Consider the following 25,079-nt stretch of genomic DNA (forward strand, 5'->3'; position numbering starts at 1 on the left):
GATGAACACAACCGTGGTGGTCGGTAACGATCGTAACGACAGCAACCGTCCGCAATCCGCCGCACTCGATGTGCCGGACGACTTTATGCGAACCCCCAGGGAAACCGGCATCCAGGACCGCGAAAGTGTCCTGTACCAAGGGGTCCATGGCATCAACGCCGACGAGGACCTGCAATTCCAGCTGCGCGGGCACAGCATCAATCCGCTGGTGGATATCGCCCAGCCGATGTTCGGCCTGGTGATGCGCCTGCGGCGCATGAATCAACTGGCGGAGACCGACATCAATCGGCTCTACGAGAGCGTCCGCGACCACATCACCGCGCTGTCGGAAGAGGTCAGACAACTTGGCTACGACGGTGCGACCCAGCTGTCGTTCCGCTATGCGCTGTGCGCCTTTATCGACGAAGCCGTGATGGGCACGCCCTGGGGCGTGGGTTCACGCTGGAAAGGACGCTCCCTGCTGAGCTACCACCACAACGAAACCTGGGGCGGCGAGAAGTTCTTCACCGTGCTGTCGCGCATGCAAATGGACGTTGCCAAGTACCACGACGTGCTGGAGTTCAAGTACCTCTGCCTGTGCCTGGGCTACCAGGGCAAATACGGCCAACAGCACAACAACAAAGACACCCTCAACGCCACCATCGGCAAGCTGCACCAGCAACTGCGCCATCTGCGCGGCGACTCACCCGAGCGACTGATGGATGTGCTGAGCAACGTCGCCACGCTGCGTTACCGCCTGGGGCGCCAATGGCCACTGTGGACGCCCTGGGCCATCGCCGCCGTCGTCGTCGCGGGTGCCTACCTGTATTTCTCCATGAGGCTCGGGTCCGCGACCCAGATGGTGCTGGATTCACTCGAGAGCATCCTCAAGCTATGACAGCCCCCGCCACGGCTCAATGGAGGTAAGGAACAACCCTATGGCCATCCAATCCGACCTGCGCTTCACCTTCAGCATTGGCAATGAGTCTTTTGACGTTGTTGAGTTCACCTTGCACGAAGGCTTGTCCGAGACCTTTCATCTTTCCGTCGAACTGAGCAGCGCCAATCCGGCTATCGACTTTGGGCAGGTGCTGGATCGTCCGGCGTTGCTGACGCTCTGGCATGGCGAGGCTCCCGTGCGCTATGTGCATGGCGCCGTTTCCTCCTTCGTCCAGCACGACAGCGGCTTCAGGCGCACTCGTTATTCGGCAATGATCGAACCGCGCTTGGCACGGCTCAAGCTCAGCTCCGACTGGCGAATTTTTCAGACGCTGACTGTTCCGCAGATTACCGAGGCGGTGCTCAAGGCACACGGTCTGACTCAAGACTACGAACAACGTCTCACCACCGAACACCAAGCCCGCGAATACTGCGTGCAGGCCGGTGACACCGACTACCACTTTGTCGAGCGCATCATGCGCGAGGAAGGTTTTTTCTACTCCTTCCGCCACGGCGCCGAAGGCCATCAACTGGTGCACAGCGATCGCCTGTTTATCCACGGTCGGGTGGGCGATGAGCCGGTGCAATACAACGCCACGCCCGGTGGTGATCAGCCGCAACCCGCGTTACGCCGCTTTGCCTACAGCGAAAACGTGCGTACCGCGCGCCAGACTCAGCGCGATTACACCTTCCACCATCCGCGCTACAGCCACCATCACAGCCGTGATGGCGTCGATCTCGACCACCAGGGCCGACAGTACGAACGCTACGATTATCCGGCACGCGCCAAGTTCGACGAGGCCGGCAAACCCTTCGCTGAAAACCGTTTGCGTGGTCATCGGCGTGATGCGCGTATGGCCCTGGTCGAGGGCGATGATCCGCGCCTGCAACCGGGTATCTCCTTCACTCTCGCGGGCCACCCACGGGAAGACCTGAACCGTGGCTGGCGTCCGGTGAGCATCGTCCACCACGGCAAGCAGTACACCAGTCAGGCTGAAGAAAGCGCCGAGGCGCAACTCGGCACCCACTACAGCTACCAGGCCGAACTGGTGCCGGACGATGCCGAATGGCGCGCTGAGCCGCTGCGCAAACCACTGATCGACGGTCCGCAAAACGCCACGGTGGTTGGCCCAAAAAATGAGGAAATATTTACCGACGAATACGGCCGCGTGAAGGTGCAATTCCCCTGGGATCGCGAAGGAAAAGAGGACGAATACAGCTCCTGCTGGATCCGCGTTTCGCAAAACATCTCCGGCGCGACCTGGGGCCATATGGCCATCCCGCGTATCGGTCAGGAAGTCATCGTGGACCATTTCGACGGTGATCCGGACCAACCGATCATCACCGGCCGCACCTACAACCGCCTGCAACTACCGCCCTACGAACTGCCCCGGCACAAAACCCGGATGACCCTCAAAAGTAAAACCCACAAAGGCGAAGGCTTCAACGAACTGCGCTTCGAGGATGAAAAGGATCAAGAGGAAATCTACGTCCATGCGCAGAAAGACCAGAACATCCACATCAACCACGACGAGACGACTTTCGTCGGCCACGACCGCAGCGAACAGGTCGAGCACGACGAAACCGTTTCTATCGGTCACGACCGCAAGGAAACAGTCGGCAACGACGAACAAGTGAACATCGGCCAAGACCGGCGCCACGATATCGGCCAGGACGACTACCTGACCATCGGCCGCAACCACACAATCCGCACCGGCAAAGACCGCACCGAAGAAGTCGGCAACCACCGCCGGGACAAGACCACGGCCAACCACTGGGTCAGCATCGGCGGTCACCAGGAACACAGCGTGGAAGGCCGATCCGAGCTACAGGCAGGCCAGGCGATTCGCTATCGAACCAAGGTCTACGAGATCCAGGCAACCACCCAACTGACCCTCAAGGGGCCCGGTGGGAGCATCCGTATCGACGGCTCCGGCATCACGCTCAATGGCATCAACATCGTGTTGAAGGGGCCGATGAACAAGCAGGGGGGTGGAGCGAGTCCTATCCCCGCCCCCCTGGGAGTGCCTGCCCCTGGTGTGCCGTTCGATGTGTTGTGCATGAAACGCAGCGATGGCAGTTGCCCACGCCCAGACTGCCCTTGCGGCAACTTTCAAGGAAGCTGAGCATGCTACAAGCCTTGAAACAGCCCCATCTGCCCGACGTGCAATCGTCATCGCTCACTACCTATCTGCTACTCGAAAGCGAAGTACTGGAAGAGTGGCTGATGCAACAACCGGACGCGCCGGAACAACCATCCATTGCCGATTTCGTGCGCACGGTCGACTACGCCACCTCGCAACACTGGGTCTGGAGCGAAACCGAGTATGACCAATACCGCAGCGACGGGCCGCTGCTGGTGCAGTACCACCCAGGCTCTGATTTGCCCGCACTCTTTCTCGACCAATGGGCAGCCATCGGCGGTGCAGTGTTCATGGCATCAGTCCGACCAATCGACGATGTGCTTGCCCAGCTACGGGAAGTCCTGTTCGTACTGATGCCCAATGGCAATAAGGCACGCTGGCGACTCCAGGAGACTGCGGCGCTCGCGAGCATTCTCGGCACGCTCGAACCCCACCGCGCCGCAGCCCTGCTCGGCCCTGTGCAAGAACTGATATGGCGTGAAAACTTCGGCCCGGTGCACCAGTGGTGGCGCTATCAACACGCCCACGGCCCGCTCCCGGTCCAGGGGGGCTTCCAATTCAGTCATGGAGAAATGACAGCTATCGATACCGGGCTTGGCGAGCATCACCTGCGCAAAAACATCGCGCTCACCCAGCAAGCCCCACACAGCTTTTACGACAGCGCACGCCGGCAAACCCTGATCTGGCTGGACCAGCTCAAACGCTGGGGCTTCGAGGAGATCCAGCACCTGGATAGCGCCCTGGAAGTCTTCCGACACCCGGCCTACTCCAAGCGCGCAGACGTGGTGATCACCCTGCTGCAAGACCCCAGCCTGACGCCCGGCGCCCGCGCTACCCAGGCACTGAACCACCTGATGACAGAAGGACACTGACCATGGCAGGAAGCACCCAATACAGCAGCACCAACGAAAGCTGCCAAGCCCGAATTCCGTTGTTTCCCTTGCGTTATTCCGCGCATCCGCGTCCGAAGGGTGGGGCGGATTATGCCTATGACGAACCAACGTTAGCCAAGGGCTTCAAGAAGCTCGACCATGCTCAATATGGCCTGCGTTGTGTGGGCGGTGGCTTTATCTACCTGTTCGACGAAACAGAGGGCAAAGTTTACGTCTGGCGAGTCAATGAAGAGAACGGGCAGTTCATCGAACTGCTGTCAAAGCACCGCTCCCTGGAAGCGGCGATTGAAGGTTACAGACCCGGAAAATCAGTTCCCCACATTTGGGCAAAAGAGTGTTCCGTTGTGCATATCCTGCTGACCGACACGTTGCTGACCGAGCGCAAGATCCGTGACATCGAGTCCGACCGGGATGGGGTGCGAACAAAACTGGCAACCACTATCGACCTCAATATCTGGCAAGCCAGCGCACTAACGAAGCACACCTTCGCAGCTGCACAGTTGGACAAGCTGGTGGAGGAGTTTAAGGGCACCCATCTAACTTTCTCACCCTGGAAAATCAAGCAGTCAACTCCCACGGCCCAGGCGTTGGTAACCGGCATGAAAACCGTAGCGCCTGCCAAGCAGATCGCCGTGGTCATGCACGACAATATTGCGTTGGTGCAGGACCTTGGGGGTGTATTCCATGAGTCGCGCCAAAAGATGGAAACGTACAATTCGACGCCCGAGCAATCCAGCAACGCAGACCATGTCCAGCGTTTTCGTAAAATGCTCATTGCCCAGATGATCGAGCGCGTCTACGAATCAGCCTATGCCGACAAAGCTGGTGTGACAGGCAAGGGTAAGGAAGCCTTCGAACGTGCCCTCAAGCGTGACATGGATGAGCGAGAGTGGAAGCGCCAACGTTTTACCGAAAACCTGGCAGTGATAGAGCGAGAGCCAGCCAAATATCGCCCATCTTCCTACCCCAATGCGCGACGACTACTCGATTCGTTGCCCTCTGACCCGATTAGCCAGCGGGCTGCTGTTCTGTCGGAGGCCGCCCCACTCTATGTCCGTCACGTAAAGGAAGCGGATCGGGTGAAGTTCATACAGGACTTCACCAAGGAGCTCGAGAAGCGGCACGCTGCAGTCATGGACAAGAAGAACGACCGTTGTAAATGGCTAGAAAGCTACCTAACGACGGCAGCACCACACGATATGGGCACGACCTTCTTGCGCTATGACACCAAAGAGCCCAGGTCCTCGACGAGTCATGCAATTGCATTCTCCTTGTGCATCGAAGGCATGATCTGGGGTACAGAAACGATGCCTCCAGGCAAAGCGGACGCCGAGCGTGAGCTCTTCAACCGGTGGTGGAAACTGCCTTGGAAGACCAACCCCATTCTGGTCAACATCGAGCACGACAAAGGATTTGTGGATGCGATCTGGCAAAACAAGATGGACGTCGCCACCGATACGACATTGGGTAAAGGATCAGCGCAACTCCTACGCTACGCGGCAGTTCATTATCTGATGGAACAGGTCGGTGTCTATGTTTTAAGCCGTTTTCCGAATTCTGATGTGGGCCGACCTTGGCATGGCGCTGCGCGCAACACAGTTGCCGAACGTATTCATCAATTAGCGGGTACAGGGACGTTGGATGACGCCAACCGTTTAGTGCAAATGCTAGAAACACGCTACCAAGATCGTCTGATGACTCGCCGACTTACCCAGCAGGAAGCCATTACAGCTCTTGAAGATGCTGCTCGTTTTCCACGAGGCTCTGTGGCAACGGGATCACTTGCAATGGGAGCCGGAGACACAATGGAAGTAATCGTCTGGCAAAGGTTGACGCCAATGACGCGATACGCCAATCCGTTCTTACAAGTCTTTGAACGTGGTGCAGCTGCAGGTGTAGCGATTTTCAGTCTAATAAATTTAAAAGGTGCCATCCTTGCTTTAGATATCAACAAAGCCTGGTCAACAAGTTCAAATTTAATGGCCGCCATCATGGGAGTAGGGAGCGCAACAAACGGCCTACTCATTGCCTTTAGGGCATATATCCCCAACATCTACAACCGGGTTTCCATGGCGAGCTTACTTGTTCGTAGATTATCAAGTGTAGGAGCAACTCGTTTGTTCGGATATGGCGGCGCTATATTCGATGCTCTATCTAATTGGTTTAAGGCGGCTGATCAGAAAAAATTGGAAACCATGAAGCTGCTACAGCCTATGCATTGGCAGGCTTAGGGCTCGGACTTGGTGGGGCAGCCATAACAACAGGTGGGGTAGCAATGGCTGGAGCAGCGGCAACTGTACCCGTTTGGGGCTGGATTGCAGCAGGAATGATACTACTTGGGATAGGTCTATGGTTCATGATCAAAGGGGATCAGTATCAATTCACCCCACTAAGTTATTGGTTGAATGATGGGAGTTTCGGAAAGCAAGAACTTCTTGATCGCGACAGCCTTTCTGCCTACGCAACTCTGGACGAAGAAAATATGGGATATATCCAAGCCCTGTATAGCCCGCAAAAACTTGAGGAAGACTGGCATATAACAAGTAACACTCTCACCTTGAAAATAGCTTATCCGCTAGTCGGAAAAATCAACACCATCAAAATGATTGAGATAGGCTCTTCAAACACCTCGATTAAAAACACATCTAGTGTGGAGAAACTACCCAGCGGGGGCAGCACTCTATCCTACCAAATAACAGGACTTACCGGCGGGCACGACTTTACTTGCAACGTAAAACCTAGCTATGTACCGACCCTCCTTGAAAAAAATCTAGAATCATCATTCCTTCTCACTAAAAAAGATGCACCTTGGTACTATTAGAGAGGAATATCTCAATGAAAAGAAATACAGTTCCAGAAATAGAAAAAATCTCCTTTTATTTATCTGCCGATGCATTACGCCTAGCGGCCCCATCTCTTGGCGTCACTCCCGCCGCCGACAACAACGTGATGAAAGTCACTGAAAAATGCCTCTTTATACGTCCCGTATCCGGGAGTATTTATGGTGGACGGTCCAGTATGAGCTGGTGGGCAACAGTAGTACTGCCCTTTATATTCGTATTTTTTTCTATAGTAGAGTTTTTCAGCTACCGTCACGACACAGCTACAAACGGATATAACGCCGGAGCTATAAGTCACTACATGGAAAACTGGCATTACCCAGCCGGCATAACCTTTGTATTTTTCCTCTGTTGCATTTGGATATTTATCCCATGGCGCACTCAGCTCCCGATCATATTCAACCGTGAGACGCGCAAAGTCACATGCATTATCAAAGGAAAATGGATCAGCCAGAGATACGAGCATCTGGAAGTTTATATAAAAGATATAACAACCATCGCCTCAGGAGGCGCACCTATTAACGAAGGGGTATTGATACTGGCCTTTCCTTATGCAGAACAGGACAAAACATTTTCTAATGACCAGTTACGTATTAGCATCAGCGCAACAAAGGATGCAGACGAAGCTTTCTTCAATCGAGGTATATACGGAGCCGCAATGATTTTGGAATATATTCGACTTTTCATGCATCAAGGCGCAGGAACTCTTCCGCCCTCTTCTGCCATAAGTAACTATAAATCCACAAGCATTCGAGAGTGCTTCTCTATGTGGTCGCCATTCAAAATCTTCCAAAGCAAAGTTTGGTGGAAGCGTCTTATAGCACCATTTTTATTCCCACTCGTAGCGCCAACACTTTGGTTAATAACCTTAGGAGATCTGCTCTACATGGCGCTTGATCGTATACTCCCACGAAAGAAATGGCCCCAGGAACTCATTGACGCTTGTGACGGTGTCTGGAATGGAGAGGAATAATGAAAATTCGTTGAATTGGATTTTGATGCGCAAAGCTCTACCGCCCTATGGGGGTTTTACTGAAGAAATTAAAGACTGGCATGCCGCTGACTTCGCGCAAGCATTATTGGAAAAGCAACAGCTCGAGGCATTGGGTTTGACGGGCATCGATAGCCGGTGGCACGACGACTCTTCATGGGTAACGTCAACTTGGGGTGCGATCACGATGAACCCCGCACCGGAAGTACCGAATGTTGTGGAGTTTGCCGTCCTCTTGCGCGGTTACATCATCGGACAAAGCCACTGGACAGGTGCCCTGGGCGCACTTGGGCCCAGCCAGGACAGTGTTGCAATTGCCAATAAGCCGACCTGCCATTTGATTCCTGGCGGCTTGGTCCTTCACTTCAAGAGCGAAATATCGACGCACAACAACGTGCTCTTGAATATTAACTACAACCCGAACCAGGGACTCGATGAAAGTGCGGGAGCTTCCGCGCAGTTTGGATTGGAGCGTTAAATACATGGCAATTACATGGCAGTTTTCCCGATCGACCCGCACAAGAGTGCCACCAGCAATTCGAGATCAATTGGTGGACGTGGACCATGATGTTCTTTCCTTGCGTAATCCATGGATATCGGATTCAGTTTTCATGGCCAAGATGTATATTTCCACAACCTCAATTTGTGCATTACTTATTACATACTTATTTTTTCACGAGGGAGATATCGACTCCGCTTTATTACTGGTCTATTCGATACTCATGATTTTCCCTGCATTCATAGCGTTTATTGTCTGGTACCGCACGCTCTTAATAAAGCGTTTATCCAACCTCATCTTCAACCGCAAAACAAAAAAGATTTATTACCAACGCAACAAAACTCTTATTACCTTTGATTGGGCACAAACCGAAGGCGGCATTTTCGTACGCAATGAATTTGGCGGACGCTCTTTCAGCACCAACTTCGCCCTCGCCTTCGGCCCCCGCCCAGCCGCCGGTGAAGAGAAAGACCGCATCGTCCTCTGGGTCGACAGCAACCATCCCAATGACCCAGACCCACGTTACATCGCCGAGGTCTGGGAATACATCCGCCAGTTTATGGAAGAAGGCCCGGACAAATTGCCGGCACCGGGCGAACCCAATTGGTGGTATGTCCCGCTGCACCGCATCTGCCTGACGCCGGCCGAAGCCTGGCGCCACTACGCGCCCTGGCGTACCGGCGAGCCTGGTGAGTTGCAGGGCAAGAAGAACTGGCTACTGCCGATGTGGCTGCTGTTATTCCCCTACAACCTGTTTTCGGCCCTGTGCTGGTACGCCGTCTGTCGCCTGTTCAACGTGCGCAGCGCTCCGCCGCCGCCCGAAGCGCTGGAGCATTGAGCATGGCGATCACTTGGCAATTCTCCCATCAGACTAAAACCGGCGTACTACCAGCAATTCGAGATCAATTAGTAGACGTTGATCGTGATGTTCTTTCCCTGCGCAATCCATGGGTAGGGGATTCGGTATTCATGGGGAAGATGTATATCTCTATGACTTTTATTTTCTTACTAGATGCTACATATGGATTTATTGAAGCTGGCGAATTCGACGCCACCTCACTTTTTATCTATGTAATTTCTCTAGCGTTCTCTGCACTTATAAGCATCTTGATTGGCTATCGCATTTTCTTAATCAAGCGCCTGTCCAACTTCTACTTCAACCGCAAAACAAAAAGAGTCTATTACCAACGCAACAAAACCCTTATCACCTTCGACTGGGCACAAACCGAAGGTGGCATTTTCGTACGTAACGAATTTGGCGGCCGCTCTTTCAGCACTAACTTCGCCCTCGCCTTCGGCCCCCGCCCAGCCGCCGGTGAAGAGAAAGACCGCATCGTCCTCTGGGTCGACAGCAACCATCCCAATGACCCGGACCCGCGTTACATCGCCGAGGTCTGGGAATACATCCGCCAGTTTATGGAAGAAGGCCCGGACAAATTGCTGGCACCGGGCGAACCCAACTGGTGGTATGTCCCGCTGCACCGCATCTGCCTGACCCCAGCCGAAGCCTGGCGCCACTATGCGCCCTGGCGTACCGGCGAACCTGGTGAGTTGCAGGGCAAGAAGAACTGGCTGCTGCCGATGTGGCTGCTGTTATTCCCCTACAACCTGTTTTCGGCCCTGTGCTGGTACGCCGTCTGCCGCCTGTTCAACGTCCGCAGCGCCCCGCCGCCGCCCGAAGCGCTGGAGCATTGAGCATGGCGATTAATAGGCCAATCCCGACAACAACATGCCCACGTACAGCCTGGCACTGCGCTTGCCACTCAGAACCAATGGCGCAGCCAGTTGCTGGTGGCGCCCTCCTACGTTTAAGCAAAGGAAACCAAACATGAAACCCATCGTTCTCGTAGGCCACGCACACAGTTGCCCTATTCATGGAGGTGGAACCGTGGTCAGTGGCGCGAGCTCTGCCACCGTCAATGGCAAAGCGGTGGCCCGGGTAGGTGACCAGACCAGTTGTGGCGCGGTTATCCAGAGCGGTTCGCCCGGAACCATCATCGAGGGCCAGGCCGCTGCTCGCCAGGGGGATACCACGAGCCATGGCGGCACGCTGGTCGAAGGTGAAAGCGGTTGGTTGGTCGAGTGACCGCGAACATCGCGTCGGCCTTGCCATCGTAAAGGCTCGCAGCAGTTCAATTTCTTCGGCAGCCCCGCCGGGCGATTCGGCAAAAACCAAGGCAGCAAAGCCGCTGACCTACAAGCAGGCGCTGAGTGCCGAAGAAGAGATCCTGCGCAACCCCATGACCAGGAGGATGCTCGACAACGGAGGGAGCATCGGTGACGGGAAATCTCTCGAGGTGATAGACCGTACTCAGCGTGCAGGCAAGGCCGGAAAGCTGCCGGAGGCGGTCGCCGAGCGGCTAGAGGTGTGGCGAAAGCAGCGTGTGGTGGAGCAAGCCTATCTCGATGAATATGACCGCGGTGCGCCTCGGCATGACCTGGGCCGTGGAGATGCAAGTACTTGCCCCAAGTATTTCCCAGTGCGAAACGCCTATCGAGGCCGTACGCAAGCTCGCCGCCGCCATCGAGTTCGAGCCAGGTGAAGACTACGGGGATGCGGGCGTTGGCACCCCAGGTAGTGCGTCATCCATGACCGATGTCATCGGCGGACCGCACCTGCGGTATTTCGACTACGGCGCAGAATTGCAGCGACAACGCTCGTGGGACACGGTCAAGACGTACCTCCTCCGATACTCGCCGCTGTTGCTGATCGTCGTGATAGCCATCGCGCGGGCCATAAGACGCCGAAACGCCTAGTGACCAGGGATGCCGCGTTTCGGCAGTCCCCATGAACGGCGTGCCGCAGTCACCGACAGCGGTACTGCCTCACCCGGGCAGTCGCTCAGCGAATTCAGATTGCTCTTCACCCCGCACCCGATCACGGCTAACCTTGGCCACCGGCCAAGCCTGCGATCTGCGCTGGCCGACCAAAATGATTTCGGAAGCCGCTGCCACAATGGATATTTCTTCGATTCATCCCCCCCTCACCAGCAGCAAGGACAGTGCGGGCGGGCGCGTTCAGGTCATCGACCGGTCGATTGTGCTGTTGCGCACGCTGTCGGGCCTCAAGCACGGGGCCAGTGCACTGGACCTGGCGCGGCTGACCGGGATCGACCGCACCACTATCCATCGCCTGCTCAAGACCCTGACCTACTGGAGCCTGATCGAATCCCAGGGCGGCACCTATCGCATCGGGCCGGAGTGCCTGATTTATTCGGCGGCGTATCTGAACCGCCTCAACCTGCGCAAGATCGCCCTGCCCTACGCCATCGAGTTGCAGCGGGTGATCGGCGAGCGCCAGGCCATTGTGTCGCTGTCGGTGCCGGTGGGCGATCAGGTGGTGTTGATCGAGCGCATGTGGACCCCGACCACCCCGCTCAACGTGATTGTCGACCTGGCTGACCAGTTCCCCATCGACGGCAGCCCCAGTGGCCGCGCGGTGCTGGCCACTTATGACGCGGCCACGGCCCTGGGGATTCTCGGCGAGGCGCGTTATGCCAAGGCCTTGCCGGCCCTGGAGCAGATCCGTGGCCAGCAGGACTTTGCCTTCGGCCATGGCGAGTTCAAGCCGGGGCTCTCGTCGGTGGCCTTCCCCATTCGCCTGGAGGCCGGGCCGGCGATCGGTGCCGTGGTGGTGGCCGGGCTGGAGATGGAGCAGGAAACCCACCCCGCCTCCTCCCTGGCCAGCCATGTACGCCGCGCCTGTGAAGGCATCGCGGCGCAGTTGGGCAACCTCTAGCCCGCAGAGTCAGGACGCCAGTTCCGGCCCCAGCACGGCGAGCAGCCGGTTCTTTTGCACCTTGCCGTAGTGGGAGCGTGGCAGTTCATCGACCACGAACACCCGGCGCGGCACCTTGTAACGCGACAGCAAGGCGCGGCAGTGTTCCATCAGCTCCTGCGCACTGGGCTTGCCGGCGCCATTGAGCACCACAGCGGCGCACACCTGCTCTCCCCATTCGACATCCGCCAGGCCGAAGACATGGGCATCCTGCACCCCGGGATGGCTCAGCAGGCTCTGCTCGACTTCCCCCGGCTGCACTGACTTGCCGCCGCTGCGAATGATGTCCTTGCAGCGCCCGAGTACCCGCAACTGGCCATCGGCATCGAGCCGCCCGAGATCACCGCTGCGCAGCCAGCCGTGCTCCAGGACCCGCGCGCTGAGGGCGTCCTGTTGCCAGTAACCGCTCATCAATTGCGGGCCGCCCAGCAGAATCTCGCCCACGCCCTGGGCATCGGGCTGGTCGATGCGCACCGCCGCCGCGAACACCGGGCGCCCCACCAGGCCCTCGGCCCCGTTTGCACTACGCCGGGCTGCCGCCATCTGCGGCGCCGACAAGTAGCAACTCCAGGGCGCCTCGGTCATGCCGTAGAGCACGCTGATGCGCTCGCTGAACAGGCTGCACGATCCTTCCAGCACCTCCCCGCTCAACGCGGCGGCGCCCACATCGAGGCTCTTGAACGCTGGCAACGGCAGCGGCGCGGTGCCGGCTTCACGCAACAGGCGCAGCAGTTGGGTCGGCACCAGGGAGCTGAAGGCCACCCGATACTCAAGCAGTTGGGCGACAAAGGTCTTGCCATCAAAGCGCCCGCCGAGTACCACCTGGCCGCCACTGAGCAGGTGCGCCAACACCGCCACCGCGGCAATCGGCCATAGCGGCCGCACATTGAGCAGCACATCGCCGACCACCGCGCCGCGAGCCATGACAATGTTCTGCAACACCGCGCACAGGCTGGCATGGCGATGCATCACTGCCTTGGGGGTGCCAGTGGTGCCGCCGGTGTAGTTCAGCGAGGCCAGGGCCTGGGGCGACTGGGCCGGGCGTGACCTGAGGTCGCCAGCGGCCGGGGTGGTCAGGGTCTCCAGGGGCCGGCAGTCGATGCCCGCCTGGCGCAGACGTTCAACCAGGGCCAGGTGCTGGGGGGAGAACAGCAGCAGGACAGCCCCGGCATCACGCACCTGGGCCAGCACTTCATCGGCGGCCAGGGCCGGGTCCAGCGGCACCCGCACCCGACCGTTGGCCATGCAGCCGTAGTCGGCAATCAAATAGTCGAGGCTGGCCTCGGCCAGCAGGGCCACCCGCGCCCCGGGCGCCACCTGCAGCCGCTCCAGGGCCTGGCCGAACCCGCTGAGCGCCCGGTCCAGCTCGGCGAAGGTCAGGCTGCGGGCGCTGGCAGGCTCGCTCAGTGCCGGTTGCTCGGGCCATTTGCCGGCCGCCTGGGCCAGCAGCGTACTGATATCCATGCTCACCACCCACTCAGGACGATGCGCCCGCTGACCTGGCGCGACTCCAGTAGCGCGTGGGCCTCGGCCACCTGCGGGAACGGCAGGATACGGTCGATCAGCGGCCGCACCTGGCCACTGTGGATCAACGCCAGGGCCACCCGCAGTTCTTCCAGGGTGGCGCTGCCCGAGCCCTGGACCTTGAGCCGGCGACCGATCAGCAAGCCGGGAGACACTGCCACATTGCCCGGCTGCACATTGCCCAGCACCACCACTCGTCCGCCGAGGGTCATGCTGCGCAGGGTGTCTTCCAGGGTGTGGCCGAGGTTGTCCATGGCCACGTCGACCCCGCGCTTGCCGGTCAGGCGCCAGACCTCGGCGCTGTAGCCCTGGTGGCTGACAATCACTTCATGGGCTCCAAGGCTCTTGAGGAATTCACTCTTTTGCGCACTGCCGGTGACCGCGATCACCCGCGCGCCCAGTGCCCGGGCCAGCTGGATCTGGTGCGCGCCCAGGCCGCCGCTGGCGCCGTTGATCAATACTGTTTCCCCGGGCTTGAGCGCCGCCTCGCCGTACAGCGCGCGCACGCTGGTGGCGATCGGGCATGAGGCCAGGGCGGCCAGGGTGTAGTCCAGGCCGTCGGGCAACTCCACGGCGGAGATCGCCGGCACCCGCAGGTACTCGGCATAGGCGCCTTCGGTGTCCACCGATGGCAGGCCCAGGGCGCGGCACAGGTCCTGGCGGCCGCGCAGGCAGTCGCGGCATTGCCCGCAGAAGCGTCGCTGGTAGATCACCACCCGGGCTCCCACCCGCAGTTGCAGGACTCCGGCGCCGACTTGCACCACTTCGCCCGCCACTTCATGGCCCAGTACCACCCCGGTGTGGGCCCCCGGCAGCTGCCCGGCGCGGTGCAGCAGATCGTGGTGGCAAACCCCTGCCGCATGCACTTTGACCAGCACTTCACCGGCCCCGGGTTGCGGTGTCGGCACCTCCTCGACCTGCAGTTGCTCCGGCCCGCCGAAGGCTTTTAGAACTATCGCTTTCATTTTTTATAACCGTTTGTGACCTGATAAGAATATGTTCATATAACAAACATGTTGTTTGCATTGTGCACATCAATTAAGTTTTCCCCACTTTGACGCCGACCTCAAGGGGCAAAGCGTCTTTCTTTCACAATCGATGAAATCCAAACCATGACAGTCGAGTACCAACACGTTGGCGAAGGGATCCTGGTGGTCAGCCTCAACCGCCCCGAGCGCCTCAACGCCCTGGACAGCCAGGCCAAGCACGAACTGGCCGACGCCTGGCAGCGCGCCCAGGATGACCGCGCCGTGCGCGCCATCGTGCTGCGTGGCACCGGCGAGCGGGCGTTCTGCGCCGGCTCCGACCTCAAGGAAATCCGCGAAACCGGCGAGACCGTCAGCAGCCAGGTGCTGGCCCGCGCCCTGCCCGGCGTCGGCCATGAGCTGAGCAAACCGGTGATCGCCGCGTTGCACGGCCACACCCTGGGCCTGGGCATCAGCCTGGCCATTCATTGCGATTTCCGCATCGCCCGCCACGACACCCGCTTCCATTTCCCGGAAGTGCAGCACGGCATGTTGTCCGGCTTCAGCGCCATCACCTTGCCGAGCCTGATTGGCGAAGCTGCGGCCCTGGACATCATGCTCAGTGCCCGCCGGTTCGAGGCCCGCGAGGCCCTGGCCATGGGCCTGGTGAATGAAGTGGTGGACGACGCCTATGCCCGCGCCCTGGAACTGGCGGCGCAGCTCGCGGCCCATTCCGCCAAGGCCGTGGAATGGACCAAGCGCCTGCTGCTGGCCGAGCGCAACAGCCGCCTGCAGCGGCATCTGGCACTGGTCGACCAGGCCCGACAGGACGTCATGCTCGACCGTTGAGCGCGGCCCACGAAGGCCGCCCGCACCCTCTGCCCATAACGAGAAACACCAACACTTCAGCCTCGCCAGTACTGTCAGGAACTCCCACCACCAGGAATGGAAAGCGGCACCTAAACATTGGAGCCTCACCATGTCTCGCCCGTACACCCGCTTTCACCCCAGGCTCAGCCTGCTGACCGCCGGCATCCTCGGCCTGTGCGCCAGCCCGGCGGCCCTGGCCGACGAGAGTGGCGCCCGCACTTCGGCCACCGGCGACACTGCGTTGCAGACGGTCATCGTCACCGGCGCCCGGGACAGCGGCCGCACCGTGGCCAAGAGCCTGGCGCCGATCGATGTGATCAGCGCCGACGACCTGGCCCGTTCCGGCAAGCAGAACCTGCGCGACGCCCTGGCCGCCGCCGTGCCGTCCTACACCAACGCCGCCGGCTTCACCGGTGGCACCGGCCTGTCGGTCAAGTCCGCGACCCTGCGCGGCCTGGGCGGCAATCACGTGCTGGTGCTGGTCAATGGCAAGCGCCGGCACAACACGTCGCTGATCTTCGTCCAGACCGCCGCCACCGCCAGTGGTCAGTCGCCGGCCGACCTCGACCTGATCCCGGTCAGCGCCGTGGACCACATCGAAGTCCTGCGCGACGGCGCCGCCGCGCAATACGGTTCGGACGCAATTGCCGGGGTGATCAACATCATCCTCAAGAGCAACCACTCCGGCGGCAGCGCCAGCGCCCTGTACGGGCAGTACGCGAATCGGGTTGGCGGCAAGGGCAATTTCGGCGCCCGGGGCCAGGGTCAGATCAACCAGGGCTTCGAGCTGCCCAATGAGGGCTTCTTCAGCCTCAGCGCCGACATCGGCGTGCAGGAAAGCTCCAACGTCGCCGGCGCGGTACCGGATCGCACCAGTATCTATTTCCGCCAGAACGGCCAGCCCGACCCACGGGAAACCAGCGAAAGCCGCTACCGCCAGCAACTGGGCCAGCCGCGCTCCCAGACCTACAACTTCGGCTACAACGCCGAACTGCCGCTGAACGAGGCCTACACCCTGTACTCGTTCTCGACCCTGAGCCACCGCAACTCCACCAGCTGGGGCACCTACCGCACCGCCAACTCGCCGCAGAACATCGTTTCGGTATACCCGGACGGGTTTTCGCCGCGCTTCGTGGTCGAGGAAGACGACTTCCAGAGCGTGTTCGGCGTGCGCAACGACGACTTGCTGGGCTGGCACTGGGACCTGAGCACCAGCTATGGCTACAACAATGCCAACACCCGCAACGAACGTTCGCTGAACCCATCCCTGGGGCCGAACAGCCCGCGTGACATGGACGGCGGCAACCTGATCGCCAGCCAGTGGACCAACAACCTGGACCTGACCCGGGCCTTCGACACCGGGCTGTTCGCCAAGCCGCTGAACGTCTCCACCGGCCTTGAGTTCCGCCGCGACGGCTTCGAGATCCAGGCCGGCGAATACGCGTCCTATGCCGATGGCGGTTATGTGTTCCCCGCCGGCAGCCCCCTCGCCGGCCAGCGCCCCAACCCAGGTGCGCCCGGGCTGGTGGGTTTTACCCCTGCCGATGCGCATAACTATTCGCGGACCAATACCGCCGCCTATATCGACTTCAGCCAGAGCCTGACCGAGCAGTGGGACATGAGCCTGGCCGGCCGTTTCGAGCACTACAGCGATTTTGGCGACACCGGCAGCGGCAAGCTCTCGACCCGCTATGCCTTCAACCCACAGTTCGCGGTGCGCGGCACCCTCAGCAACGGCTTTCGCGCGCCGTCCCTGCAACAGCAGTACTACTCCTCGTCGCTGACCGCCTGGCGCACCAGCCCGCTCACCGGCCAGCTGGAGCAGGCCACCACCCGCTACGTGACCGTCGACGACGCCGCCGGCAAGGCCCTGGGCGCCAAGGCATTGAAGCCGGAACGCTCGACCAACTACAGCCTGGGTTTTGTGCTCACACCGACCGAGAACCTCGACGTCACCCTCGACCTGTACCAGATCGACATCAAGGACCGCGTGCTGCAGACCAGCAACCTGCAAGGCACCGCCGTGTCCAACCTGCTGGCGAGCAACGGTCTGGACCCGAACCAGATCGTGTCCTACTTCGGCAACCTGGCCGACACCCGCACCCGGGGCATCGACCTGGTGGCCGACTACCGCTATGACCTGGGCCGCTACGGCAAGACCAAGTGGACCCTGCTCAGCAACCAGAGCCTGCAGACCATCGAGAAAATCAAGGAGCCCGAGGCCCTCGCCGGCACCGGGGTCAGCGCGGTGGGCCGCGACCGCCAGGGCAACCTGACCTCGGCCTATCCGAAAAACGTGACCTCGCTGACCGCCGCCTGGCAGCTGGGCGACTTCGACGTCACGCTCAAGGGCACCCGCTACTCGAAAGTCACCGGGCGCAACCAGATCAGCGCCAGCCGTGACGAGGAAATCCGTCCGGCGCTGATCACCGACCTGAGCCTGGGCTACTGGCTCAGCGATGCGGTGAAGGTCACGGTGGGTGGCGAAAACATCTTCGACCGTCGGCCGCAGCAGTTGAATGACGAGGCCAAGCGCTTCTACTTCTTCCCCACCGACAACCCGACCTACAGCTGGTACTCGCCCTACGGCCTGGAAGGCGCGTACTACTTCGCCAAAGTCGACGTGAGCTGGTAAATGAGCATTTCCAGCACCCTGCCCGTTGATGCCCGGCCCAGCGCCGGGACCTCGGTGCCCGAGTTCGACCAGCGCCTGTACCGCAAACTGGCGTGGCGCATCATGCCGTTCCTGTTCCTGTGCTTCGTGCTCAATTGGCTGGACCGGGTCAATATCGGTTTCGCCCATTTGCAGTTCAAGACCGACCTCAACATCAGCGACGCCACCTTCGGCATCATCGTCGGCGTGTTCTCCATCGGTTACCTGCTGTTCGAGATCCCCAGCAACCTGTTGCTGGAAAAAATCGGCGCCAAGAAAACCATGACCCGGATCATGATCCTCTGGGGCCTGGTGACCATCGCCACCGCCTTCGCCCAGACCCCGGCGCAGTTTTACGTGCTGCGGGTGCTGCTGGGGGCGGCCGAAGCCGGGTTCTTCCCCGGGGTGATCCTGTACCTGACCTACTGGTTCCCGGCCAGCCACCGCGCGCGGATCACCTCGCGTTTTATCATGGCGATTGCCGTGTGCGGAATTATCGGCGGGCCCTTGTCGACCTCGATCATGAGCCACTTCGCCGGCATCGCCGGGTTCACCGGCTGGCAATGGCTGTTCGTGATCACCGGCATTCCGCCGGTGCTCGCCGGGCTGTTCGCCTGGTACTGGCTGGACGACAGGCCGGCTTCGGCCAAATGGTTGAGCGCCGCTGAAAAGCACGCCATCGAACAGGCCCTGGTCCGCGAGCGGCAACAGCGCAAACCCGGCGGCCACACGCGCTTTGTCGAGGCCTTGAAAGACCGCAAGGTGTGGTTCATCACCCTGGCCTACTGCCTGACCATCATGTGCACCGGCAACGTCACCAATATCTGGGCGCCGTCGATCATCCGCGACTCCGGGGTCAGCAACCTCGGGCAACTGGGTCTGCTCTCGGCCCTGCCCTATGTGGTCGGCGTCAGCCTGATGCTCTGGGCCTGCCGCCATTCGGACCTGCACCAGGAGCGGCGCTGGCACTTCGCTCTCGGCGGTCTGGCAGCGGCCCTGGCGATGCTGATTCTGCCCAACTTCCTGTTCAGCCCGTATTCGGCGATTGCCGTGCTGACCCTGATGACCAGCGGCTACCTGGTGGCCACGGCGATTTTCTGGACCATCCCCACCTACTACCTGTCGGACCACGCCAAGGCCGCCGGCCTGGCCCTGGTCAATTGCTGCGGACAAATCAGCAGCCTGCTGACGCCGATCATGATCGGCGCGATCAAGACCTCCACCGGCAGCATCAGCCTGGCGCTGTACATCGTCGCCGGCCTGGTGGCCTGCGGCACGCTGATCCTCTTGCTCGGCGTGCCGCGACACGCCCTGCGCGACGCTTCCTGACTTTTTTTGATGGACACTTCCATGACCGATTACCTCGCCCTGGCCCAGCAGTTGGCCACCCAGATTCAACCCGGCGCCGCCGAGCGCGACGCCGGGCGGATCCTGCCCCATGCCCAGCTGGACCTGATCCGCGACTCCGGCCTCGGCGCCGCCCGGGTCCCACGGGAGCTGGGCGGCGGCGACGTCAGCCAGTTGCAGGTGGCGCAGATTTTTATCGCCCTGGCCAAGGCCGACCCCAGCGTGGCCCAGGCGCTGTTTCCGCACTTCGCCACGGTCGAGCACCTGCGCCTGATCGCCAACCCCGAGCAACAACGCCAGTACCTCGGCGCCTTCGCCGAGCGCCAACTGTCTTCGGGGGCGATCGCCGAGCGCAGCGGCACCTTTCGCGGAGAAATCCACACCCGCCTGGAGCGCCGTGGCGAACACCTGGTACTCAATGGCAGCAAGTTCTACAGCACCGGTTGCCTGTTCGCCGACCTGCTGAAAATCCAGGCCGTGGATGAAGCCGGCAACGCGCTGTACGTGATGCTGCCGGCGGCGACTCCGGGCATCACCCTGCTCGACGACTGGGACGGCATGGGCCAGCGCGTGACCGCCAGCGGCAGCACCCTGCTGGAGGACGTGGTGGTGCGCCCGGAGCAGGTCATTCCCCTGGCGCAGTGGTACCAGCGGCGCAATTACATCGGCGCCAGCGCGCAGCTGATCCATTGCGCGATCGACATCGGCATTGGCCTTGCGGCCCTGGACGATGCGGTGCAGTGGGCGCGGACCGGCTCGCGTCCGGTGCGCGAAAGCGGCGTCGACCAGGCGCGCAACGACCCTTACATCCTGCACACCGTGGGTGACCTGGCGGCCCGCATCCATGGCGCCGAGGCCCTGGTGGAAAAAGCCGCCGGCGCCGTCGAACTGGCGGCCCGCAGTCAACTGCTGGGCCTGGCCGAGGGTGAAGAACTGGAAGCGATCCTGGTGCGTTCATCCATCGCCGTGGCCGAGGCCAAGATCGCCTCGACCCGCGCCGCCCTGCATGTCTGCGAACGCCTGTACGAGGTGGGCGGTGCGGCCACCACCCAATCGCGCTACAACTTCGACCGCCACTGGCGCAACGCCCGCACCCACACCACCCACGACGCCCTGGCCTACAAGTACAAGGCGATCGGTGACTACCTGCTCAATGCCCATTCACCGCCCATTGCCTTCACCTACTGAGACCGGACCATGCCCTATGTCAAAACCGGCGGGATCTTGCTCCTGTTGCTGTCCGGCTCGCTGTCGGCGGCCGAACCCTGGAATGACCTGGACGCGCAAATCCAGCGCGCCCTGCCCGGAGTGATCGCCCTGCGCCACGCCATTCACCAGCAGCCGGAGCTGGGCAACCGCGAAGTCCTCACCAGCCAGCGCATCGCCCGACGCCTGCGGGAGCTGGGCCTGGACGTGCAGACCGGCATCGCCCACACCGGGGTGGTGGGCATTCTGCGGGGTGGGCGGCCAGGGCCGGTGGTGGCGATCCGCGCCGAACTCGACGCCCTGCCCCTCACCGAGCAGACTGGCCTGCCCTATGCCTCCACGGTGCGCAGCAAGGATGAAGGCAACGACCTGCGCAGCCGAGGCAAGGACATCGGCGTGATGCACGCCTGTGGCCACGACGCGCACATGGCCATGGCCCTGGGCGTGGCCGAAGTGCTGGCGGCCCATCGCGAGCAATTGCCGGGGACCCTCAAGCTGATCTTCCAGCCGGCCGAGGAAGGCCCACCCCTGGGCGAGTCCGGCGGCGCGCGGCTGATGATCGAGCAAGGGGTGCTGCAGAATCCGGCGCCGCAGGTGATCTTCGGTATCCACGTCACCGCCGGCACGGCCGGGACCTTTACCCTCAGCCGCCAGCGCACCACCGCGGCCGCCGACACCTTTGTCGCGCGCATCAGCGGGCGCCAGACCCATGCCGCCTTCCCCTGGACCGGCATCGACCCGGTGCCAGTGGCGGCCCAGGTGATCCTCGCCTGGCAGACCATTCCCAGCCGCCAGTCGAACCTCAGCCTGCTGCCGGCGCCGGTGATTTCCGTAGGGCGGATCGAAGGCGGCGAGCGGCACAACATCATCCCCGCCGAGGTGCGCCTGGAGGGTTCGATCCGCACCGTCAGCGACGAACAGCGCGAGGACGTGCTGCAGCGCATGACCCGCACCGCCGAAAAAATCGCCGAAGCCTCCGGGGCCAAGGCCCAGGTCGAGTACCTGCCGGGGGGATATCGCGCCGGCTACAACGACACGGCCCTGGTCGACCGGATGCTGCCGGTGCTGCAACAGGTGTCAACCACCCCGGTGCGGATCGACAACGGCACCTACGGCGCCGACGACTTCGCCGAATACGCGCGGCAGATCCCCGGGTTGTTCATGCGCATGGGCGTCACCCCCAAGAGCCTGGAAGGCGGCCCGGTGTGGCCAACCCACTCTCCCGGCTTCCAGGTCGACGACCCCAGCCTGGCGGTGGGCATCAGCGCCCTGAGCCGAATGACCCTGAGCTACATGGGCAATGGCAAGAACCCGTAAGGGCAATGGCGGTCTGGCCCCATTGGGCCACGGCATTGGTCGAAAGATTGGCCGCGCTGGAAGTGCCGGAGTGCTCATCGATGACCGACACCAGGTCCGGCTCCTGCAAGGCGTACAAGTAGTCCGGCGGCGAGACCCCATGCAGCCGACGGCGCCGCTGGCCTGGGGCTGCTGGCGGATCGATGGGGGTGGTCGCCACCTTCAGCGGCGCCAGCGGCTTGCCCTTGCCCTTGCTCGGGCTGCTGGCCTGCTGGCTGCCGAAGGACGTGTCGCGGGCGGATAACCGAGAACGACGCTTATAGCGATTTCTTGAACGCCGACTTGGTGCAAAATAGCCCCCCTCAAGGGTGAGCCCAGCCCCCTGCCGCGCCACGCCGTGCCCTAAGAATCGAGAGGAGAATCCATTTTGAAACGTGATGTGCCTGAGCCCAAGACCCCGTTCGACGTCACCGAGGTTTCCATTGCCCAACTGCGCGCCGCCCTCGAATCCCGTCAGGTCACGTCTGTGGCGCTGGTCCAGGCGTACCTGGCGCGGATCGACGCCTATGACGGCCCCGCCACGCCGACCGCCCTCAATGCGGTGGTGGTGCGCAACCCCGAAGCCTTGAAGGAGGCCGAGGCCAGCGACGCCCGTCGCGCCCGGGGCCAGGCCCTGGGGCCACTGGATGGCATTCCCTACACCGCCAAGGACAGCTACCTGGTCAAGGGCCTGACCGCCGCCTCCGGCAGCCCGGCCTTTGCCGAACTGGTGGCCTATCGCGACGCCTTCACCATCGAACGCCTGCGCGGCGCCGGGGCCATCTGCCTGGGCAAGACCAATATGCCGCCCATGGCCAACGGCGGCATGCAGCGTGGGGTCTATGGCCGCGCCGAGAGCCCGTACAACGCCGACTACCTCACGGCGCCCTTCGCCTCCGGCTCGTCGAATGGCGCCGGTACGGCCACGGCGGCCAGCTTCGCCGCCTTCGGCCTGGCCGAGGAAACCTGGTCCAGCGGTCGCGGCCCGGCCTCGAACAACGGCCTGTGCGCCTACACCCCGTCCCGCGGGGTGATCTCGGTGCGTGGCAACTGGCCGCTGACCCCGACCATGGACGTGGTAGTGCCCTTCGCCCGGACCATGGCCGACCTGCTGGAAGTGCTGGACGTGGTGGTGGCCGAAGACCCGGACACCCGCGGCGACCTGTGGCGCCTGCAACCCTGGGTGCCGATCCCCAGCGTGGCCTCGGTGCGCCCGGCGTCCTACCCGCAACTGGCGGCCGACGCCAAGGCCCTCAAGGGCAAGCGCCTGGGCGTGCCGCGCATGTACATCAACGCCGACCCCGAGGCCGGCACCAGCGAAGCGCCGGGGATCGGTGGCCCGACCGGCCAGCGCATCTACACCCGGCCCTCGGTGATCGAACTCTGGCAACAGGCGCGCCAGGCCCTGGAAGCGGCCGGCGCCGAAGTGCTGGAAGTGGACTTCCCGCTGGTCTCCAACTGCGAGGGCGACCGCCCGGGTGCGCCGACCGTGTACAACCGCGGCCTGGTGTCCAAGGAGTTCCTGCACCACGAATTGTGGGACCTGACGGCCTGGGCGTTCGATGACTTCCTGCAAGCCAACGGCGACCCCAAGCTCAAGCGCCTGGTGGACGTCGACGGGCCGAAGATATTCCCCCACGACCCGGGCACCCTGCCCAACCGCGAAGGCGACCTCGCCGCCGGCATGGATGAATACGTGAAGATGGCCGAGCGCGGCATCACCCCCTGGGACCAGATCGACAGCGTTCCCGACGGCCTGCGCGGCCTGGAGCAGACCCGGCGCATCGACCTCGAAGAGTGGATGGATCGCCTGGGCCTGGATGCAGTGCTGTTCCCAACCGTGGCCGACGTGGCCCCGGCCAATGCCGATGTCGACCCGGCGGCGGCGGACATCGCCTGGAGCAACGGGGTCTGGGTGGCCAACGGCAACCTCGCCATCCGCCACCTGGGCGTGCCCACGGTCACCGTGCCCATGGGCCTGATGGCCGACATCGGCATGCCCGTGGGCCTGACCTTCGCCGGCCGCGCCTACGACGACTCGGCCCTGCTGCGCCTGGCCTCGGCCTTTGAATCCACCGCCGACAAGCGGGTGATTCCACCGCGGACTCCGGCCCTGGCGGGCGGCAAAGGCTGACCACCCAGGGAGTGGCGCGCAGCAGGCGCCACTCCCGATCACCCCGGCGCGCAAGCCGCCGTCACCGCGTCAGGCAACGCGCAGTCCGACTACCACTACATCCGCAAGGAACGAGGCCTGTATGGCGCGACGCGTCTCAGCCTGAGCGACGACCTGAGCCTAATCCTCGGCACGCGCCTGAGCGGAGTCGCTGCCGACCTCAAACAACTTCGGCGGATTGTTCTATGGCGACCCGCGCACGTTGCACTGACCTTGCGTTATCAGTACTGAGCCGCCGGATCAGCCAGGTCCGCGCAGTGGCTGATCCGCACTTTCCCTAAACGCCCGGTGGCTCGAATGCAGCCGGCGCCAGGTCGGCTGCGTCGGGCGAGCAGAAAATTGTCAGCGTTCAATTCAAACTTTTTGCCGCGCCGGACGTCCTTTATTTAACGCTGCCGACACCTCTTGTGGCCCCAGACAGCTGACTTCAGCTAAGGACGGATGATGACCTTCTTCATTTTTCTACTGGCCTGTGCTGCCGCGGCAAGCACCGGCCTCCTGTTCAAGCCGGGCCCGTGGTACGACGCCCTGGTCAAACCCGGCTTCACCCCACCCAATTGGTTGTTCCCGGTTGCCTGGACGCTGATCTACCTGCTGCTCGCCTGGGCCGGCTACCGCTTGAGCCTGATCCCCGGCAGCCAGCAGGTGCTGGCGTTATGGGCCGCGCAGATTGCGCTGAATACGTTGTGGACGCCGGTGTTCTTCGGCGCCCACCGAATACTGGCCGGCATGCTGATCATCACCCTGTTGTGGCTGGTGGTGGCGGCCATGGTGGTCCTGGCATTGCAGCTGGACCTGATCACCGGGCTGATCCTGTTGCCGTACCTGGCGTGGCTGTGTGTGGCGGCGGCGTTGAATTTTTCCATCCTGCGCAATAACCGCTGATGACCCCTCGCCAACCCGGGACAAGCCGGCTGTGGCCTGCCAGCGAGGAGGAGTTGCG

22 protein-coding genes are annotated in these 25,079 nt (G+C 61.6%); 20 read left to right on the forward strand and 2 right to left on the reverse strand.

Going from position 1 to position 25,079, the window contains the following annotated elements; all coding sequences use genetic code 11:
• Position 1 precedes the first annotated feature (1 nt).
• The 13 genes from icmH (at position 2) to JFU57_RS26250 (ending at position 12,024) form a co-directional block, all read left to right on the forward strand.
• Entirely contained in the window at positions 2-877 is an 876-nt protein-coding gene (gene icmH, locus JFU57_RS26190) for a type IVB secretion system protein IcmH/DotU (RefSeq protein ID WP_078468967.1), read from the forward strand.
• Positions 878-917: 40 nt separating this feature from the next.
• A complete protein-coding gene (locus JFU57_RS26195) occupies positions 918-3,044 on the forward strand; it encodes a type VI secretion system Vgr family protein (protein ID WP_201131287.1) in 2,127 nt (708 codons plus the stop codon).
• A 2-nt stretch (positions 3,045-3,046) separates the two neighbouring features.
• A complete protein-coding gene (locus tag JFU57_RS26200; RefSeq protein ID WP_201131288.1) occupies positions 3,047-3,934 on the forward strand; it encodes a DUF4123 domain-containing protein in 888 nt (295 codons plus the stop codon).
• Positions 3,935-3,936: 2 nt separating this feature from the next.
• Positions 3,937-6,186: a toxin VasX gene (locus JFU57_RS26205; protein WP_201131289.1), complete on the forward strand. Its 2,250-nt coding sequence runs from the start codon at positions 3,937-3,939 to the stop codon at positions 6,184-6,186.
• A gap of 44 nt (positions 6,187-6,230) precedes the next feature.
• A complete protein-coding gene (locus JFU57_RS26210; RefSeq protein WP_201131290.1) occupies positions 6,231-6,776 on the forward strand; it encodes a hypothetical protein in 546 nt (181 codons plus the stop codon).
• A gap of 14 nt (positions 6,777-6,790) precedes the next feature.
• Positions 6,791-7,768 carry a hypothetical protein gene (locus tag JFU57_RS26215; protein WP_201131291.1) on the forward strand — a complete coding sequence of 326 codons (978 nt, stop codon included), beginning with the start codon at positions 6,791-6,793 and terminating at the stop codon, positions 7,766-7,768.
• Positions 7,755-8,264 (forward strand): hypothetical protein, encoded by a 510-nt coding sequence (locus JFU57_RS26220; RefSeq protein ID WP_201131292.1) that lies wholly within the window; start codon positions 7,755-7,757, stop codon positions 8,262-8,264. The genes JFU57_RS26215 and JFU57_RS26220 overlap by 14 nt, the downstream gene beginning before the upstream one ends.
• 133 nt (positions 8,265-8,397) lie before the next feature.
• Positions 8,398-9,123: a DUF6708 domain-containing protein gene (locus JFU57_RS26225; RefSeq protein WP_342032577.1), complete on the forward strand. Its 726-nt coding sequence runs from the start codon at positions 8,398-8,400 to the stop codon at positions 9,121-9,123.
• Positions 9,124-9,125: 2 nt separating this feature from the next.
• Positions 9,126-9,980 (forward strand): DUF6708 domain-containing protein, encoded by an 855-nt coding sequence (locus JFU57_RS26230; protein WP_201131294.1) that lies wholly within the window; start codon positions 9,126-9,128, stop codon positions 9,978-9,980.
• A 133-nt stretch (positions 9,981-10,113) separates the two neighbouring features.
• On the forward strand, positions 10,114-10,371 hold the full coding sequence (locus tag JFU57_RS26235) for a PAAR domain-containing protein (RefSeq protein ID WP_078468962.1): 258 nt from the start codon (positions 10,114-10,116) through the stop codon (positions 10,369-10,371).
• Entirely contained in the window at positions 10,325-10,828 is a 504-nt protein-coding gene (locus tag JFU57_RS26240) for a hypothetical protein (RefSeq protein ID WP_201131295.1), read from the forward strand. The genes JFU57_RS26235 and JFU57_RS26240 overlap by 47 nt, the downstream gene beginning before the upstream one ends.
• Positions 10,829-10,874: 46 nt before the next feature.
• Positions 10,875-11,042 carry a hypothetical protein gene (locus tag JFU57_RS26245; protein WP_201131296.1) on the forward strand — a complete coding sequence of 56 codons (168 nt, stop codon included), beginning with the start codon at positions 10,875-10,877 and terminating at the stop codon, positions 11,040-11,042.
• Positions 11,043-11,241: 199 nt separating this feature from the next.
• Positions 11,242-12,024, forward strand: coding sequence for an IclR family transcriptional regulator (locus tag JFU57_RS26250; RefSeq protein ID WP_043230036.1), 783 nt, complete (start codon positions 11,242-11,244; stop codon positions 12,022-12,024).
• Between the two features lie 9 nt (positions 12,025-12,033).
• Here JFU57_RS26250 and JFU57_RS26255 read toward each other — a convergent pair whose 3' ends face one another.
• Together JFU57_RS26255 and JFU57_RS26260 are read right to left on the reverse strand one after the other, a co-directional pair.
• Positions 12,034-13,527, reverse strand: a complete 1,494-nt coding sequence (locus JFU57_RS26255; RefSeq protein WP_201131297.1) for a class I adenylate-forming enzyme family protein — start codon at positions 13,525-13,527, stop codon at positions 12,034-12,036.
• A gap of 2 nt (positions 13,528-13,529) precedes the next feature.
• Entirely contained in the window at positions 13,530-14,552 is a 1,023-nt protein-coding gene (locus JFU57_RS26260) for an alcohol dehydrogenase catalytic domain-containing protein (protein WP_078468959.1), read from the reverse strand.
• Between the two features lie 147 nt (positions 14,553-14,699).
• Here JFU57_RS26260 and JFU57_RS26265 point away from each other — a divergent pair, with 147 nt between their 5' ends.
• From JFU57_RS26265 to tspO, 7 genes are all read left to right on the forward strand, one after another.
• Positions 14,700-15,401: an enoyl-CoA hydratase/isomerase family protein gene (locus JFU57_RS26265; protein WP_201131298.1), complete on the forward strand. Its 702-nt coding sequence runs from the start codon at positions 14,700-14,702 to the stop codon at positions 15,399-15,401.
• A 130-nt stretch (positions 15,402-15,531) separates the two neighbouring features.
• Positions 15,532-18,057, forward strand: a complete 2,526-nt coding sequence (locus JFU57_RS26270; RefSeq protein WP_201131299.1) for a TonB-dependent receptor plug domain-containing protein — start codon at positions 15,532-15,534, stop codon at positions 18,055-18,057.
• On the forward strand, positions 18,058-19,404 hold the full coding sequence (locus JFU57_RS26275) for an MFS transporter (protein ID WP_078468956.1): 1,347 nt from the start codon (positions 18,058-18,060) through the stop codon (positions 19,402-19,404). It begins immediately after the preceding gene.
• Between the two features lie 21 nt (positions 19,405-19,425).
• Positions 19,426-20,610, forward strand: a complete 1,185-nt coding sequence (locus tag JFU57_RS26280; protein WP_020298668.1) for an acyl-CoA dehydrogenase family protein — start codon at positions 19,426-19,428, stop codon at positions 20,608-20,610.
• A gap of 9 nt (positions 20,611-20,619) precedes the next feature.
• Entirely contained in the window at positions 20,620-21,945 is a 1,326-nt protein-coding gene (locus JFU57_RS26285; RefSeq protein ID WP_201131300.1) for an amidohydrolase, read from the forward strand.
• 418 nt (positions 21,946-22,363) lie between these two features.
• Entirely contained in the window at positions 22,364-24,097 is a 1,734-nt protein-coding gene (locus JFU57_RS26290) for an amidase (RefSeq protein WP_201132210.1), read from the forward strand.
• Between the two features lie 483 nt (positions 24,098-24,580).
• Positions 24,581-25,021, forward strand: a complete 441-nt coding sequence (gene tspO / locus JFU57_RS26295) for a tryptophan-rich sensory protein TspO (RefSeq protein ID WP_201131301.1) — start codon at positions 24,581-24,583, stop codon at positions 25,019-25,021.
• Positions 25,022-25,079: the final 58 nt, after the last annotated feature.

The sequence above is a fragment of the Pseudomonas sp. TH07 genome (genome assembly GCF_016651285.1).
In the GTDB taxonomy this organism is placed as follows: Bacteria; Pseudomonadota; Gammaproteobacteria; order Pseudomonadales; family Pseudomonadaceae; genus Aquipseudomonas.